We start from the raw sequence: 17635 nt of genomic DNA on the forward strand, positions 1-17635 counted from the left end.
TCAAGTGATAAGGGGCGCGCCAGATGTGGGCGTTCAGGTGCTAGCGGGCCGCAGGCGCTTGCCAGATGTGTCGAAGACCAGCGCCTTGTCCGTAGCGATGTGAACGGACGTCTCCACCGTACCCTGATGCCGCCGCCCGTGGTTCTGGGCGACCAGCCGTTCGCCGTTTGCTAAAACGGTATGCACCGAGGTCAGATCTCCCAGCTCCTCCACCAGTGTCACCCTGGCCGGAAGGCCGGCGGCTGTTGAGGGTTCGGATGCGATGGTGGCGTGTTCCGGCCGTATGCCAAGCTCGATATTGCGGATAGACGGATCAAAGCCCGTGAAGGGGATCGGAAGGGGCGGGATCTTTGGGTCGCCGCCAAGCCCAGCGACGATGATATGATCATGTGCCACGTCTGTGACCTGGCCGGACAGGAAGTTCATGGTCGGCGTGCCTATGAAGCCGGCGACGAACTTGTTGTCTGGATCGTCATAGAGGTCGAGAGGGCGGCCCACCTGTTGGATCTTGCCGCCGTTCAGCACGACGATCTTGTCGGCAAGCGTCATGGCTTCGACCTGATCATGCGTGACGTAGATCATGGTCGCGCGCAGCCGGGAATGCAGCTCTATTAATTCGGCCCGCATCTGGACGCGCAGCTCGGCGTCCAGATTGGAGAGGGGTTCGTCAAACAGGAAGATCTTCGGCTGACGCACGATGGCGCGGCCTATGGCGACGCGCTGCTTCTGGCCGCCAGACAGCTGCGCTGGGCGACGATCGAGAAGATGTGTCAGCCGCAGAATCTCGGCTGCGCGCTCCACTTTTTGCTTACGCTCCGCCATCGGCGCGCGCGCCATGGTCAGGCTGAAGGCCATGTTCTCGAACACGGTTAGATGCGGATAAAGCGCGTAGGACTGGAACACCATAGCGATGCCCCGCTTTGCCGGGTCGATATCGTTGATGACGCGATCGTCCAGGCGCATCTCGCCAGCGGTGATGTCCTCGAGCCCCGAAATCATTCGTAGCAGCGTCGACTTTCCGCATCCCGAAGGTCCGACAAACACGACGAACTCGCCGCTGTTGATATCGAGGTTGATGTCGTTGAGAACCTCGACCGTGCCATAGGCTTTGGTGGCATTCTTAATCTGTAAGCTGGACATAGCGATAACCTTGTTCATGGCTGGTCGCGCCGCAGAAGACCTGCGGTCAGAACGGGAAGGTGTCGGGGAGGCGCCGAGAGCGCCTAGCCCTTTGTTCCGGAATGGGCGATCCCCTCGACGATCTGACGCTGAAAGATCAGGAAGAAGATGAGGGGAGGGACGGCAGCAAGCAGGTTGGCCGTCATCACGATATCGACTGTCGTGTGCGAATAGGGGGCGTTGAACAGTCCGACAACTTGACCGACCGTGTACATGTGCGGGCTCGGCGCAACGATTAGCGGCCAGATGTAGTTTCCCCAGGTGTTCATGAATGTGAGGATGGCAAGCGTCACGAGCGCGTTCTTCGAGAGAGGCAGTGCTACGTGCCAGTAGATCTGGAAGTGGTTTGCACCGTCGAGCCGGGCCGCTTCGATCATCTCCGCCGGAATGCTTTTCATGAACTGGATGAGCATGAAGAGGCCGAAGGCAGAAGCGAGCCCAGGCACGACGAGGCCCTGCATAGTGTTCAGCCATCCCAGCTGAACCGTGAGCAGATAGGTCGGAATGATCGTCACAGCCGTCGGCACCATGAGAGAGAGCATGACAATACCAAACAGGAGGCTCTTGCCGGGAAACTGGAACTGCGCGAATTCGAAGGCCGCCATCGAGGAGAACAGAAGAATGCCAGCGATCGTCAGGAGCGTGTACATGACGGACACGTAGTAGGCCCGGAGGTAGTCGGTCTCCGTGAAGATGATGAGGATGTTGTTGAGGCCGGCACTCAGTGACGTCGGGTAGAGGCGGGGGTTGATTGAGATGGGGACGCCCGGCTCAGAGAACACGACATTGAACATCCACCAGATCGGAAAAACGGCAACGATGGCAATGCCGATCGCGAGGATCCATTTCAGGACCGTAGCGAAGGAGGGAGACCATCTGCGAGAGCCGTTAGCGGAAGCCTGGAGAGAAAGGTTTTCAGCAGCATTTACGGTCGTGCTCATACGTCACCAAATCTTTTGCGCAGGGCGAACATCACGGCTGTCACGCAGACGATGAGGATGGTCAGCATGAAGCCGTAGGCGGAGGCTTGTCCGAAACGAACGCTACCGAAGCCCCGACCCATCATGTCCATGACGGGGAAAAGGAGCGTGTTGGCGCGGCCGCCGTATTCAGCGAAGGACGAACCCGTCAGTAGCCACGGAATATCGAAGACCTGTAGCGCGGAAATCAGGCCGTAGGTGATGACGAAGAAGAGGACTGGCCGGATGGAGGGAATCGTGACATGCACGATTTGCTGGAACTTGCTCGCACCGTCGAGACGCGCAGCTTCGTAATAGTGGCGCGGCACGTTCTTCAGACCAGCCAGAAGAATGACCATGTTGAAGCCAGCGGAAACCCAGACATCGACAGCGATCATAGCATAGAGCATCGTGCCGGTATCATTGAGGAACTGGACTGACGGGACGCCAAACCAGGCGAGCACAGTGTTCAAGAGACCGAAGTTCGGGGCGTAGATCCAGCGCCATATCGTGGCTGCAAGGAAAAGCGGCATCACCACCGGAATGAAGAAGGCGCTGCGGAAGAATTTTGCCCAGAAGCCGCTGAAGCTGTCGACCAGCAGGGCGAGCCCAAGGGCAACGGAGATGCCGAGTGGCACGGTGATCGCTACGTAGACAAGGAGGTTCCAGGTAGCCTTCTCGAAGCTTCGCGACGTGAAGACCTTCGTGTAGTTTGCAAGCCCTACGAATTGTGAGCTCTGTGCGGCATTCCACTCGAAGAACGAATAGAAGAACCCGCTGGCAATGGGATAGAGAAAGAAGACTGCAAAGAGCAGCATGAAGGGAGACAGCATCAGGTAATGCGCGATGCTGCGCGTCGTTCTCGATGACATGGTATTTCCTTCAACGCGAGGTCCGTAGCAGCGGGCAGAACCCGCTGCTGGAAAGACACGACGGTCACCCGTCTGCGAGGATCTCGTTCAGTTCCTCGACAAGTTGCGAAGCCGCTTCATCGGGTGTCATCTCGCCATCGGCCACGGCAGAGGCATTGTCGGTGATGGCCGACCAGTAGCTGTTCGGAAAGGTGCCGAGGAAGAAGGGCGGCTTGTTGTAGAGCGCGGTCTTGGCAGACTCAGCCGTCGCCGCCAGAAGAGGATTGCCTGAAACCGAGGGGTCAGCGAGAGACTCTAAGTTGCTGTTATACCGTCCGAGTGCTGCAGCCCAGCGGATCATCTGCTGCTTCTCGGTTACAAACGCCGCAAACTCAAACGCGAGCTTGGAGTTGGCTTTGGGAGCAACGCCGATAAACTCATATCCCTGTACGCCAGCCCTTTTACCTTCCGCAGCACCCGGCACCATGACCCAGTCATACTTAAGACCAGACGTCTTGGCGGCCTGCTCCAATGGTGGATTGACCCAAGGGCCGTTGATATAGAACGCAAGCTCGTTACTAATGAAAAGGTCGCGCGTTGCCTGGTCATTGACATTGGTGCCCGTGGAGAACGGCTTCAACTTCTGTAAGAAATCCGCCGTCTTGGCATATTTCTCTGGATTGACCAGTGTCTTCTTCGCATCGAAATCGGCACCCCACTCGCTGGCTTCGGCGACACCCGAGTAGATGTTGAGAAAGGACGCCCAGTTCTGCGTCATGTCGGGAACGCCGTACTTCCCCGCTGCCTTCACTTTCTCCATCTGGGACAGCCAGTCCGCCCAGTCCCTGATCGGCGCCTTAGTATCGACGCCGGCCTGCTCAAGAACCGTCAGGTTGCGAAACATCAGGGAGCCATAGCCGGTGTAGGGTATGCAGTACATCGTCTCGGGCTTCGGCGTACACATTGATATCAGTTCCTTGTTGAACTGAGCACGAAAGGTGTCGGGCGTTGCCATCCACTCCGCATAGATGTTCTTCAGTGCACCAGCCTCAACAAGGGAGGACCCGGCGGATGTCGAGTTCATGAAGACATCGGGGCCGCTTCCGCTGGCAGCGCCTGCGATCTGCCCCGACAGCAGGTCGTCGTCACCTTTGCCTGCGATGTTAATCGTAAGGCCAGGATGCTTTGCCTCGAATTCGTCGATGAACGTCTGCTGCAGTTTTAGGGCCTCTCCCTGTGCGAAATCGGAATAGACCCAATATTCAAGAACAACATTCTCTCGCGCATATGCACCGCCCGTAGCGACGAACGTACCAGTCAGGATCGTACTGAGGCAGAAGCTGGCTTTCGTAATCATGATTGTCTCCTGATGCTTGTTGCTGTTCCGCGAGGTGCCTGTTTCAGATCTTCGCTCGCTATTGTTAGGCACATTAACAAACAAACTCCTAGACGCAACCTGTTTTGTTGGCGGAGGGTCTTTTTTGTGAAGAAGGTCGTCAGCCGTTGGCTGTCGCTCGCTCATATGCAGGTGAGCGCAGCACGACTCTTGAGGCAGATGATTTCTGCCAAGGGCATTAAGTCACCAGATCGAGCAAGCATTCACACACCGCTTGGCAGGACATGAGCAAAGAGGGCATTTAGTATAATCGCTCTCTGAGAAGGTATTATAATCTTCTCATCAGTAGGTTTACTATCGATAAGGAGTACTTATCGATGGTTAGAGCGCGAACCGGCGATCGTACCGGGTGAGGAACTGTAATATTTATGTAGAGTTCCCATAAGAAATCATTTACCATGATTTCAATGGCTTACGATATTGCAAAAATCAGCATGAGTGCCCTGATGCGACCGGCTTTCGACGCCGGTGTCGCGCTGACGCGTCTCGACGAGCGCATCGCCCGCTCGCCGGTCGGCCAGGGGTGGATCGAACGATCTCATTTTGCCGACGCGTGTGCTTCGCTGTGGATCGATGGCGAACTCGTCCATCTCGAAGACCTCGTTCTCCACGACGCCACGAAGGATATTCGCACACCTACCCATGAGCTGACAATCGCCCGCGACGTCCTGCGCACCCGTCGGCGGATCGCCGGCCAGTCCCCCGAATGGGCGCTCTCTGCCGACGGCATCCGCTCGCTGCGGAAAACCGCGGAAATCACGACGGCTGACACCGAAGAGGCGCAGACGATCGGTGCCATCCGGCGTGCGGTCACAGTCGATCCGGAAGGCGAGGGGGAAGATGTCGACGACATCGAAAATCTTCCCGGCGTCGACTACGCCGCCATCGATGCGGTGCTCGCCCGATCGGAGGCCGCGATCGAGAACGCAACTCGGCCCGGCTGGAGTGGCGCGGCGGATAGAGACGCACTTGTCTATGATCTCGACTGGGACGAGGATGCCCGGCTGGAGGAATGGCGCGGCGTCGTGCGGGAGGCGCAAGACTTGCCGGCGTTGCTGCAGGCGATCGTCGCTCTCGATGCCTGGCAAGAACTTTCCGTCCTCCAGCATGCGCCCTGGCTCGGCCGGGTGTTTGCCGCCTCGATCCTCCGCCAGGCCGGCATCACCACCGGTGCCCATCTTGCAGCCATGAACCTCGGCATGAGAACCATTCCCGTCGATCGGCGCCGGCATCGCGACCGCGAAACACGGCTGCTTGCCATTGCCCACGGGCTTTTAGCGGCCGCCGAGATCGGCATGAAAGAGCACGACCGGCTGACGCTGGCGAAGACAATGATGGACCGAAAGCTCGACGGGCGCCGGACGTCTTCAAAACTGCCGGAGCTGGTCGAGCTTGTCATGACAAAGCCGTTGGTGTCGGCCGGGATGGTGGCGAAAACGCTCAACGTCACGCCGCAGGCGGCGCGGCGGATTGTTTTGGAGCTGGGTCTGCGCGAGATGACCGGGAGGGGGAGGTTTCGGGCGTGGGGGATAATTTGACGATGGCAGTCCGCACTCCGGCGAGCTTTTTGTCAATATGGTCCTCGGTCCAGACGGCGTAAAAACAACCTCGCTGTCACAAGGTTGACTTGGAGCCTGAACGTGGCGTCCTCTTCTTCGGATAGACCGGGATGTCCCCCATGAGGGTGCATTCGGCTCATTAGCCCCTGCACGAAAGGAGACTTTTGTCCCCCCGCGCTCCATTCGTTATATTCTGCGAGCAGAAAGGGGGGGGTGACGGCCGAGCCTAAATAGTCGCGCTTCTGCTTGCTGTCGGCCAAAGGATCGCAGCCAAACTTCACCGCGATCTCATTCAAGTAACTTTCCAGAAAGTTCCGAAGTTCGCCATTCGCGCCTGACCACTCGCCTCTCTGGAAGGCCGATACGGCTCTCGATAGATGACCTTCGGCTACAACTAGCTGATGCTTCTTGAGCAGCTGAACGACTTCACTTTCCGCCTCCCTCATGTTGAGACCCGGAACATCGGACGGCAGCATCCTAACGAGTGTCGCTGGCCCCATGGACGTTGAATTCATCCATCCATCTGCATCATCATCGCTCGGTTTGACGACTTCGAAGCCGTCGAAGCGTAGGCCAGCCTTCAACTTCCGCCAAGAGAGCTTTTCCTTCACCGTGGACCAGTTTGCGAGCGCGGTTTCAACCAACGCTCGCTCGATGCTGACTAGGCCGGACTCAGTTTGAACCTCAGCACCGCCGTCTATGGCGGATTTAGACAAATTCACGACCCGGGCGGGCTTACTACTGCCTCCACCCCGATCATCAATTCCCCATTGAACTTCTAGAACATCGATATCACTGTGGGAGTGGCTGTCAGAGATCACCTCAGCGGCGGCCACAACTGTCATCCGGTTAAATTCGCCCATCGGCCTGCAGTCCTTAAATGTCGAACATGATGGTGAGGAGGGAGACACGCGTTGTCAAACCCAGTGAATTCTGACGTATCCGTTTCGTTAGCGTGACCGGTCAAAGCGGCCAAACCACCACTTGAAGCTGTTGTCGGCAGCTTGCGGCGTACTCCGGCTCTATCTGGTTCGCAAAAGCCAAAAGACCTTGAATGTGTCGCCGAAGGCCCAGGACCGAAGAAAATCCGCGTTCCTCTGCATGGCGAACCGGACCAAGGCCCTCGTGCGTGAGACAAAATATGTGCCGACGCAGGTTCTGCTTGAAATCGCGGGGAAGCTTCGGTTTTGTGCCGTCAACCAGCAGCCCGAGAACAACTTTGCGAGCACCCGGGGAAGCGACACGCGTTTTAGTAATATTTGGCGACAGACCGACTTTGCCCATTTCATTGTAGACAAGGCCGATAAGATGCCCGGCCTTGCCTCGATCGAAGTCATCGCTATTGGTCGAAAAGGTGAGGTCGTCGGCATAGCGCGTGTATCGCAGCCCATGTCGGGCGGCAATCTCGTCCACGGCGTCGTCAAATCCACGCATCGCAAGGTTTGCAAGCATTGGGCTTGTCGGTGCGCCCTGTGGGAGATGCCCCATGTGCGGTCCGTATCCATAGCGATAAACTTGGTAAGCGGAAATGCTGGGCCAATTTTTGGCGTCGTAGTGCCACCTCGGTGTCGACCGTAGAGGTGTCGGACCTCCTAAGCGAGTGCAAACGCGGGCGAGTTCGAAGGATACGAGTGGCTGATAGCCGAGAGATCTGAAGACACGATAAACGGCGATTTCGTTAATCGACTCAAAGAAGTTCCGCACATCCATTTTAATCAGCCAACGGCTCTCGCAGTGCGGCCGAGCGGCATTGAACAGAGTATTTCCTTTGGAGAAAGCGACGCTCGATCCGTGAGGCGTGGTTTTCGCCAATATTTGTTGGCAGATCCATTTCTGAGTTCTTAGCAATGCGGGTCGGGGTACCGTAATCAGTCGAAATCTGTGTTCACCATTAAAAGACGGCCGCTTTCGAATCGTGAAGATGCGGTAGGGATCTGGTTCGTCCCGCTTGACTATGGAGCGAAGTGCGCCGTAGTCGTTGCCCGTCAACTCGGCCATATGCTTCAATGAAAATATCGGGGGCAGAGTGGGATTATGCCGGCGAATATTCTCGGCAACGGCAAGCGCATTTCGGATAGTCGAGGGATCTCGGCCCGCGGCTATGGCCGCGCTGCGGAAATGTTGAGGGTGCCAGGTTGTCATTCTACTTTGACACCCTGGGGGTGAGACACATCACGCGACGTAGCAAGACCTCGACGCGATCCGCCGCAAGGCGGCGTTGCGTGATGTGCCTTAGCTTCGAGCGGACGCTTAGCCTAAGGGCTGCAGAATCTGCGCCCCGAGACACCTGGCCATGAGCCAGATGCCGCCGCCGGCGAACCGGCGTCATCTAGAAAGACTCACTGGCACCCTCAACTGCTGCGGACAATAGTCGTCCTCTGTCTCATGGGGAAGACCACTCAGATTAAATTGATCGACACGCATTCGACGTAGCTCTGCTTGTCCGCGATCCGTAAGTCGATTTCGACCGTCAATCCAGCCATAGCCAATGGCTTTGGCGAGCACCGAATCGACTTCGCTGAGCGTCAAACCTGACTGGAGCGCGACACTCTGTCTAGTTCGCGGAGGGCGGGAGAGAGCAGCTAAAACCATGACGAGATTTCGAATCTGAGGATCGACAGAAGCGAGCAGGCCGGATTGCGAGAGGCGGCTTTGACGCATGGCCTTGAGCCGTTCTCGCAGTTGCTCGCCCGTCTCGGGCTCATCGGTAAAATGATCTCGGACGTCCGAGGTAACCCGCTCTGGAAACAGCGGGATCCACGTCGGACTTTTCTTGAAGAAGATTAAGGGTACGTTGTTTGGGGCGCCATGAGCGAATGCAATCAGGGCGCCCACCCACCCGTAACCGGTTGAGGGGAGGTGCCGAGCCGCCGGACTGTATTGCGCGCACAAATTCTGAAGGGCGTACTTTTTTTCCCTGCTAAAAATATTCGCGATTGTGGGACAGGGCGCCACCAGCGATACGTCCGGCTTCGTGGGGTGCGCCTCTACGTACGATTGTCCCTGAGGGGTCGCAGAATATGCAATCACTTCGAAGGACATGCCAACGGTCGCGCGCGCAGACCACCATGATCGGACCGATGCAACCCGCCAGGCAGCATCCAGATATTTTCGAACTCGGTCTCCAGATCCGATAAAATCGGTCACCAGGACAAATCGTCGAATTTTGTTTTTTCGAATTTGATCCGGGCCCGGATGATTGAAGTACACTTTTGGAAATCGACGGCATAATTCAGAGACGGCCTGAGCGACAATGCCTTCGCTTCCGACATCTGCGTCGTAAGCGCGAAATGGGTCAATTGGGCGGGGCCCTGCTCCTGCAGCGCGAAAGGGCTTCCGATCGCTTTGCTTGAATAGCCGATTTGGCCTTCCGCCATGGCTTCTAAGCTCCCTTTCGGCGTAAAGACCAACCGGGTGTCCCCCATTTTTGCTTCTGATGAGCTTTATCAAGCGCTCAACAAAGCCGTTGCGGCTGACAAGGAGCATCTTTTGAAGCATTTCGATAACGAGGGGCTGATCTGTAGGATCGAATTGGCCAATCCACGCCAACGTGGCTTCTGACTTCATGAAGGCAATGTTTCGTGTCATGGTTGAATGTCCTGAAGCAATGCCTCGCTGCCGCCGTGGGTGCCCGCAATTCGACTTGTGCAGACCTGGACCGATGATAGCCTCAACTTAGAGGTGATTCGGCATATATCTCAAGATAGTTTTGGTGGATCAGGCTTTTCAGGCAATTTTCCGTTGAACTAAGTAAGATGCTGTTGATTGCCACTGACAATTGACCCGGTAATCATCCTGCAATTTGATGTTCCTCTCCCGACGTTGCAAGTTACCGCGATCGACAGATAACTGGTTTTCCATGTTGGTTGTAGATGCTCAACACAGATCAAGCATCTGCTGTTCATGCGGGGTGAGACAGCGCATACCCATGCAACTGATGCCGGCAAGAACGTCGGCAAGCCGCGCCGTGGCCAGATGTCATTGACCTTGGCGTCCGTCATCGAACCACGGACGACAGGTACTAGTTGTTCCAGCGGTCGGCTGTCCTCATCCGAAACTTCCATTCGCTTGCGGTAGGTCGCTTACCGCCCACTGGAGCTCAACCAATGCCGCCCTGTGCTCGGCCGACAATCTATCCTTGTGAACAGCGACGCAAAGCAGATGTCGCGGTCTCGATGCCGCCACATACAGCCGCTTCATAAAGCTGGCGCGAATTGAGGTATGTGAATTAGGACTGGCGGCATTGAAGATGGGTTTGGGATTGGCGGAGCCGGTCAGATATGGGAGCATCTCAGAAACGTCGTTCAAAGTCCTATAGCGCGTTTCCAGGACGAGTGTCGCGTCGTGAGTTTCGCCCTTGATCGCGTGGATAGTGGCGACATCCATGACGACGCCATTTGCCGCGATGTACCTGTTGTCGGAAGCGTTCGGAGAGACTGTCGGCATGGGCGCGGCATTAAATGCAAAAAAGGACTCTGCCTCGGCAGAGAGAGAACCCAATCCAAAAATGGCTCTAAGTTCCGCACACCGCTGCTCCCAATGAGCACTCGACCCCACCGGCCTCATCATGATCTCTGTCAACCACTGACGAAAAGCAGCCATCATGCCGCTCCTCTTCAGTTCGCTGGTGAGCGCAGAGCGGGTTGGCGCGCTGGTCCGGCCCGCATTGCCCGGCCATGCAGACCCCGCGAGCCGCAACAGCTCAACAATGGCCGCCATCAAGAGAGCGTGACGTTCGAAGATATCGCCGGTGTCCAACTCACAACAATATCGTACTGCCTGACAAAGACCGCTGGGCCTGAAAGTGCGCGGTGCTGTGGCGCGATCGAAAAGACTCCAGTAGCTTCTTATGGTTAGGCCATTGGACCCCGGATCGGTCCCGACACCGCCCACTGCCTTCACTAATTGGCGCCGGTCTGCGGGAAGCGCAGCGACAATCCCTGCGAAAGTCTCCAAAATGCTGCCGATCGAGGTATCATCGTAGACGAGTATTGTGTTTGGCGGGCCGTTGACTGGCGAACGAGACGTCGCGAGCACCAGGCCGCGGGAACTCAACCCACTAATCTGGGCGGCAGTCTGCGGGGTAAACCGATGGCTCTGCGCGATGGAGGACAGCGCAGCCGAGTTGTAAGTTACATTCGTCCCGCCACCACCCAAGCCGTCGAAAATCGCCTGGTCGGGATCACCTACCTTCTGCACCAGGCTTCCAGGTGAGGGGAAGACGACATTGATCAAGTCGTCTTGAAATTTCTGAGTGTCTTGCATCTCATCGACAAACACGATCGGGAAACGCACCCGCAATGCATCGAGAACTGCCGGGCATTCCGCTATAAGCCGCAATGCAAGCTCGTACATCTCGCGATACATGAAAGCACCTTTTCGGCACAGCGCTTCACGCTTTTCCCAAAAATAGCTTTCGTCGATGTTGCTTCCGGCTAAATCCGCGACCTTGCGTACATCCGACAAGAACTCCGGTGACACGCTCAAACCCTTTACGGTGTGAACGAGTGACAGCTTCTCCGGTGAAATTTTCCCCCGGTTCATGTAATAGGTCAGGTAATACAGTTTTGAATTGCCGAGATCTTTCGCTTTTTTCCATCGCTCCTTGGTCACCGTCTCGCCGTATGCGTTTTCGGGCAACAAGCGCACCTCCCAGCCTCGCGCTCGCGCGTAAGGAAACGCAAGGAACGTGTCCACGAATTCTTGAATCGTCCCGATGAAATGAGGGTAGCGGGATAAGCGGTATCCCGCAGGATGGTCCCGGAGCCTTTGCAGTATCTCATCCTTGGCAACATTTGTATGTGTCAGAACGCAGATTCCTTGGCGCCGATCGGTCCACTTCTTCGCAAGGGCAATTAACTTGAGCCCCACAAGGGTTGTTTTTCCGCTACCTGGACAAGCCTGTACTGGTTCGTAGGATTTGAACGCATGACGCCGCGCAGCGTCCAAAACGATATGTTGCGTTGGATCGCTGACCTTTGAATTCAGCTCGCCTAGCAGTTCCTCGATATCCTCATCACCGATTAGCATCAGGATAACTTGGCCTCCGCTGACTTCTCCTCGGCGGCCTCTGTGGCTTCAAGCTTCAGGACGTGGACGAGGGCGTTTAGGAGATACTTTGGAAGCTTCGAGGCAAGATTTTTTCGCTTGGCACGATTCGCTGCTTTGTCCGCAGCAATGCGCGCCACACGCTGTTCTTCCGTTTCACCGGCAATGGCCGGGGTCGCCTTAGGTCCGTAGTCTCTTTCCAGGATGGTAGCGAGCCTGTACGCGGTTTCCGTTTTTGATCCTTGCGTACCTTCAATAAGCCCATAAATCTGGACGGCGCGATCGATCGGATCGGAGGGCATCGTGTTAAACGCGGCAGGAGTGCCCGTGGCCTCATATACCTCCCGCTCGAGACCGGCTCGGATGAGGGAATATTCAAAGGTCCATTCGTCCGAAAGGAACACCGCTACGTTTTGACCTGCCGCAGTCGTGCGGGTTGCTTGGAAGGCTTTCAGTTTCTCTGTGTCGTACTGGTCGAGCCAATACGAGAGATTGCCGCCCCGGCCGTACGCGTCCGGTGGCCGCCGCACTTTGAATCCAATCGTATCGACATCGCTTTGGCGTTCCGCCCTGGCAGGCCACAAGTCGATATCGCGCAGACAGGAAACCCGGGTTGGAATCCAACGGTCGGAGTGCTCAGCGGCACCGAGGCCTTTGCGACGGAAGATGCGGGCATAGCGCGCAAACGCGGTACTTCCCACATTGATCATCGAAACACCGTAATCCTCAAGCGGATAGCCGATCAGCTTCGCTATCGTCGGGAGCAGGACGTTTTCGGCGTCGCCCTCGACGACCACCACGCCACGAGAGAAGAACAGGTTGGACTTTGTGACATCGAGAAACTTCTCCATGAACACGTAGTCGTCCGGTGCAAGCTCTGTGTCCCCCTTTCGCAACGCATAGGCTTTTCCGCCCACGAAGAGGATAATGGACTCCAGTAGAGCTTTTGACGCGAGATTGGGACTGTGGGTTGTTAGAATGCTTTGCAGCGGAGGGTTGCCGGCGCCTCCGAAGCCTTCACGCAACGCCTTGAGAAATTTCATCTGAAGCTGCGGATGAAGGTGTGCCTCGGGCTCCTCGATTAGAAGCAGGGGGAAATCATCGTGCTCCTGCTTTAGCAGCAGCAACTCTGTCGCCATGAAAAGGAGGTTGCTAAACCCTAAGCCCTGCTGTCGATCACTGGTATCAATCATTAGCTGTAGGCGCTCCAACAAACTGCGAAACATGGACTTGCGTTCAGGTGGACTCAGACTGTCAAAGTCGGTTCCACCGACGATTTCGATCGCCGGCCGCAGCGGATTGTTTTTGAGATTCAATTCCTTCAACTGCGCGGAGATCTTGTCGACACTCTCTTTGATTCCCGGGTTGTCGAGCACTGCTGCATTCGCCTCGACCAGGATGTTTAGTAGAGCGTCGATGTTTCCGTTGTCTTTGAAGCTTGACGCCGATTGCAACACCTGTGACAGGCGTGAACCCCGCGCGGCGGCTAACTCTGCCTCTGCATCCCTCAATGGCCGCAGATAAGTTGCAGAAAGATACTCTCTGACCTCCCTCTCTATGGCAGGGCCGTCACCGTGAATGCCGGACCGGACGTCTGTCAATATGACCCGGTTTCCACGGAATAGCTGATCGGTAAGGTCGGCATGAAAATTGAGATAGAGTACAGGCCTTCTGGTGTCGGCCCCCTCATGTTTTTCGTAGGTCAGATACTCAACGAAAACGGCAGCCTGGCGCGCGGTGATGTCGACGAATTTGAGTTTGATAGTGAAGCGATTAGTCCCGCGCCGAAAATCGCTGCTGTCGACTCTGACCCATTCATTCGAGTTCGTCCCCAGGGCATACCTTATGGCATCCACAAAGGCGGTTTTTCCGGCATTGTTTTCGCCCACAATCACATTTAGCGACTGATTGAGAGATAGCTCGAAATGCTCAAAGATTCGAAAGTCGCGAATTTCGATGCTGCTTAAATACATTTCTGGTTACCCCCTCCGTTACCCTATCCCGGTGGATGTCGATCCACCAAGTTCATTCCAAGCTTATCCAGCTCGAAGTCTGTGGACGGGGTTCTGAAAGAGCTAAGATCGATTTCGAACCTGAACCATGCTACTTTTTTCGAAGCGATTTCGGCACGAATTTATCGATTTCTTCGTCGCAAAAAGTATAGTCTTCATTCTTCTGCAAAGCTCTTTGCGCATCGGCATAGGCTTTGGCGGTAGTTTGTGGCGCCCCCAAATAAATTGCCGCCAGCTTCTTCTGTAGTTCATCCCGGCGCTTTAACGCCTCTTCCGATGGAATCCCCCCCATCCGAAGATCGGCCAGCAGAGACAGATATGATTCCCGTATTGGCCACAAGTTGGCGGCGGCGTCCCTGTGCTTTTGTGCGGTACCGCCTGGATCAAAGCCCTTCATGTAGCCGGAAGCCCACAGGCCGACGATCGACAGAAATGCAGTTGCAAGCTTCAGCCAAAACTGGTCGAGAAACACGACGGACAACGCTCCGGACGTGGTCAGAACGGACACGCCAATCTGACAGAGCTTATATCGCTGGAGCGTCGCTGAGCAGCGGTCGGCCATCTTTTCGTGAGTTTTGTGGGTGTAGACGACACGGCCAAAACATTCGCGGATCTGGTCCTCAAGCGGTGAGAAGTCGCCCCGGTCGGGTTGCTGTTCAAGCTGCATCAGCGCTTACCTGACTGCCCTGGATGGGAACATGGATGCGATCGGTCGCAACCACGACGCCGTTTTGGACGGCGTAGCATTCTACGATATGATCTCCCCTGAAATTTGTGTGCTCGGTTCGTCTCATGCTGCCTCGATCTCCGTCAATTTGTCCACGGATGCAGTCCCGGCGGCGTGCCTCCTCGCCGCGATTGAGCACCTTCCAATAAAGGTTGAAGTCGCCCTGAATGTCGTGATCGACAACGCTGAATGTCAGCGTCTTGGCCGTTTTGAGCGGCAGGTTCAGCCGCAACATCTCTCTTAGGAAGCGTTCTCGGAACCCATTTTGCGAGACCTCACAATCTAGGGTGATGCTATTGCGTATATCGACCGGATACCGGTTGTCGATAAACTCCTCGGTGTTCCTCCACGAAGATGAGGCAAAGGCTGCCTTTTGCGCCGCCTGTTCTGCAGCAGGGAAACCGCGACCATAAATTTTGCGCCACTTTTCATTCTCGGTAGTCGAGCCCGCGGCAGCGATGGCGTCCAAAGCCAGTTCGTAGGCCTTTTTTGCCTTCTTCTGAAATTTCTTCTTCACCTTGACACGCTGGCCGCTCCCAAGAGCGGCGTAATAGTCTTGATCAGGACGTTCTGAGAGGAATTTGAAGAAATCGCGGCTCATGTAATCGTAGTAGAGGTAGCTCTTTTCATCATACTCATTTGTCGATTTCAGAAAATTATAGGTCAGTGTGTCGATCAGCAGCCCACCTATCGCAAGGCCATTTTTGTTCTTCCAAGCTCGAGCCATCTTGCAGAGGCGACGCAGGTTCTTGTTCTTCTGTACGTTCGACTCTTTCATGGCGGCGATCTCTTCACGGGGCTTCGTGATTTTCCATGACCCACCAGCATAGGTGTCAGGGTATTTGAAGCTTCCGTCCGCCTGTTCAAAAACAGGTTGGACTTCGATATGAAAGTCTCGGTAGAGCACCTGGATGACAAGCCGATCCTTGAGAACAGTCGTGCTCGGATAGCGGCTCTTGATCGCATTTTTGGTGTCATCGAGAAGACGAGATTGTCCGGCGTCCTTGTAACTATCCCACTTCCCGGCGGGCATGATATAAAGCATATCGAGGTCAGAAATGCCCTTGATTGCGGTCCACCTGCCGTATGAGCCAACTTGCAGAGAGTTCGAGACTTTTGAGTCGGTGTCGCGAAATTTTTTGTTTAGTGCGGCCGTCACCTCGCCGTAGCGAAGGCTAATGGTATCGTCATTTTCTACCGCAATATTGCTGAGAAACTGCTTGAACGTGTCGGCAATGCTCATCGGCCTGTTACCTCAAAATGTGGTTTGGTGGGGATATCGATGTGTTCATCTCATGCTGGGGCTGTCTTGCGATGAAGCTGACCCATCGGTCGGCTGGACTGGGAAAAGCTCCAACGTGAAAGGGTCACGCCGCCGACTCAGTCCGGCGCCACGCGTTTGACACGGGTGCTTGACCCTGGTTAGCCCGTCCTTTCCTTCGAAGTGTGCCCAACCGCCGTTGGGCAAGCGCCTTGTCAGAATCGTTGCACCGCACATTCGGCAAGGATGGAAGTAGCTTGTTTTCTCATTCGCATCGGTAGCCTGACGGCGAACGAGAGTCTCACGGACCGAGGTGACGTAACCTGACGACAGCTGTCTCGGGTGCGCCTTGCGTGTAAACCGGTCCTTTTTCATGAAGCAGTTCCTAAGATCGAGGGTGATCTCTTTGCGAAGAAGCGCTGTAGTTCGATGAATGCCGCAAAGATCCGAGTTATGCAGGAATCGGTGGTTACTCTTTCTCAGAAAAGATCAGGCATCTGGCCGCTCATTTCAAGAGGGCAGGTTTACAAAAATGTTAAAATAGAGTAGTTTGTAAACTGAAATCTAGGAGATCGATATGATCGGCAACAAATTGAAGGTCGCACGGCAAGCGGCTGGGCTGTCATTGAGGGCATTAGCGGATGCAATGAATGGCGTGGTGTCAGCGCAGGCGATCGGCAAGTATGAGCGAAATGAAGATATGCCCGGCTCCAAAGCTTTGATAGCTTTGGCCAAAGCCTTGGGTGTGTCCGAGGAATTCCTTCTAAGTGAAGATCAGCTATCCCTAGAAGGTGTGGACTTCAGAAAAAAGCTCGGAACGTCTTCCAAAGAGGAAGCTGCAGTCCAGGCGCGAGCCATCCATATGCTCGAGCGATATCTTGTGATCGAGGATCTTCTTCACTTGCGCAGTGTCGAGTGGGAGCAGCCGCGAAGCGCGCCATATCCAGTTTCAGACATTCGCGATGCGGAAGATGCAGCACGCTCGGTCCGTGATGATTGGGGTCTTGGAAACGACCCTATCCCGCAGCTAGCCGAGCTATTAGAGGAACGAGGAATAAAGGTCCTCTCGATGGACTTGAACGACGTCGACGGTTTGGCGGCGAGGGTTCGTCGCAAGGACCGCGACGCCGCTCGGGTAATTGTTATCAAGCGGGGAACGTGGTCAGAGCGTAAGCGGTTCAACCTGGCACACGAACTTGGACATATGGTGATTGCGCCAGCCGAGGGAGTCGACGTGGAAAAAGCAGCTCATCGCTTCGCCGGCGCTTTTCTGATGCCGGCCGACGTCTTGCGAGCAGAAGCCGGTGCTCATCGGTCGTCTATAAGTGTTGGCGAGCTTGTCGCGCTAAAGAAAAGGTTCGGGGTAAGTGTTCAGGCACTCGCCTATCGGTGCAAAGATCTGGGAATTATCAGTCAGGCGGCATGTTCACGACTGTTCAAAGTTTTCGAAGAGAGAGGGTGGCGGCACTATCCTTACGAGGAGCCAGAGAGTATGGCTCCCGAACTTGAGGAACCTAAAAGGTTCGAGCGTTTATGCTATCGTGCTTTGGTTGAGGGCGTATTGGGCGAGTCTCGTGCCGCTGAGATGCTCGATATTTCCGTTCGCGAACTCGACAAACGACTGGACCAGACGGCAGTCTGAC

Annotated in this window: 13 protein-coding genes; 2 read left to right on the forward strand and 11 right to left on the reverse strand. The window is 55.5% G+C overall.

Annotated features, from left to right (window positions below; all coding sequences use genetic code 11):
- Nucleotides 1-33 precede the first annotated feature (33 nt).
- The 4 genes from ugpC to BSG19_RS21635 all read right to left on the reverse strand — a co-directional run bounded on the left by ugpC (nt 34) and on the right by BSG19_RS21635 (nt 4346).
- A complete protein-coding gene (ugpC, locus tag BSG19_RS21620; RefSeq protein WP_092990077.1) occupies nt 34-1140 on the reverse strand; it encodes an ABC transporter ATP-binding protein in 1107 nt (368 codons plus the stop codon).
- 83 nt (nt 1141-1223) lie between these two features.
- Nucleotides 1224-2120: a carbohydrate ABC transporter permease gene (locus BSG19_RS21625; protein WP_092990078.1), complete on the reverse strand. Its 897-nt coding sequence runs from the start codon at nt 2118-2120 to the stop codon at nt 1224-1226.
- Nucleotides 2117-3010, reverse strand: a complete 894-nt coding sequence (locus BSG19_RS21630) for a carbohydrate ABC transporter permease (protein WP_092990079.1) — start codon at nt 3008-3010, stop codon at nt 2117-2119. Before BSG19_RS21630 ends, BSG19_RS21625 begins: the two co-directional genes overlap by 4 nt.
- Before the next feature lie 64 nt (nt 3011-3074).
- Nucleotides 3075-4346, reverse strand: coding sequence for a sugar ABC transporter substrate-binding protein (locus BSG19_RS21635; RefSeq protein ID WP_092990080.1), 1272 nt, complete (start codon nt 4344-4346; stop codon nt 3075-3077).
- Between the two features lie 437 nt (nt 4347-4783).
- Between BSG19_RS21635 and BSG19_RS21640 the strand changes: the two genes are divergently transcribed.
- On the forward strand, nt 4784-5923 hold the full coding sequence (locus tag BSG19_RS21640) for an RHE_PE00001 family protein (RefSeq protein WP_092990081.1): 1140 nt from the start codon (nt 4784-4786) through the stop codon (nt 5921-5923).
- Nucleotides 5924-5955: 32 nt separating this feature from the next.
- Here the strand turns inward: BSG19_RS21640 and BSG19_RS21645 are convergent, their stop codons facing one another.
- The 7 genes from BSG19_RS21645 to BSG19_RS21680 all read right to left on the reverse strand — a co-directional run bounded on the left by BSG19_RS21645 (nt 5956) and on the right by BSG19_RS21680 (nt 15974).
- A complete protein-coding gene (locus BSG19_RS21645) occupies nt 5956-6807 on the reverse strand; it encodes a hypothetical protein (RefSeq protein ID WP_092990082.1) in 852 nt (283 codons plus the stop codon).
- A 100-nt stretch (nt 6808-6907) separates the two neighbouring features.
- Complete coding sequence (locus tag BSG19_RS21650) at nt 6908-8086, reverse strand: reverse transcriptase family protein (RefSeq protein ID WP_092990083.1); 1179 nt, start codon at nt 8084-8086, stop codon at nt 6908-6910.
- A 183-nt stretch (nt 8087-8269) separates the two neighbouring features.
- Complete coding sequence (locus BSG19_RS25835; protein ID WP_139274808.1) at nt 8270-9532, reverse strand: phosphoribosyltransferase-like protein; 1263 nt, start codon at nt 9530-9532, stop codon at nt 8270-8272.
- 459 nt (nt 9533-9991) lie between these two features.
- Nucleotides 9992-11974, reverse strand: a complete 1983-nt coding sequence (locus BSG19_RS21665; protein WP_092990086.1) for a UvrD-helicase domain-containing protein — start codon at nt 11972-11974, stop codon at nt 9992-9994.
- Nucleotides 11974-13965, reverse strand: a complete 1992-nt coding sequence (locus BSG19_RS21670) for an ATP-dependent nuclease (protein ID WP_092990087.1) — start codon at nt 13963-13965, stop codon at nt 11974-11976. The genes BSG19_RS21665 and BSG19_RS21670 overlap by 1 nt, the downstream gene beginning before the upstream one ends.
- Before the next feature lie 130 nt (nt 13966-14095).
- Entirely contained in the window at nt 14096-14671 is a 576-nt protein-coding gene (locus BSG19_RS21675; RefSeq protein WP_092990088.1) for an SLATT domain-containing protein, read from the reverse strand.
- Nucleotides 14661-15974, reverse strand: a complete 1314-nt coding sequence (locus BSG19_RS21680; protein ID WP_092990089.1) for an SMODS domain-containing nucleotidyltransferase — start codon at nt 15972-15974, stop codon at nt 14661-14663. Before BSG19_RS21680 ends, BSG19_RS21675 begins: the two co-directional genes overlap by 11 nt.
- A gap of 595 nt (nt 15975-16569) precedes the next feature.
- Between BSG19_RS21680 and BSG19_RS21685 the strand changes: the two genes are divergently transcribed.
- Nucleotides 16570-17634 (forward strand): XRE family transcriptional regulator, encoded by a 1065-nt coding sequence (locus tag BSG19_RS21685; protein ID WP_092990090.1) that lies wholly within the window; start codon nt 16570-16572, stop codon nt 17632-17634.
- Nucleotide 17635: the final 1 nt, after the last annotated feature.

It is taken from the genome of Rhizobium sp. NFR03, assembly GCF_900111275.1.
Classification (GTDB): domain Bacteria; phylum Pseudomonadota; class Alphaproteobacteria; order Rhizobiales; family Rhizobiaceae; genus Ferranicluibacter.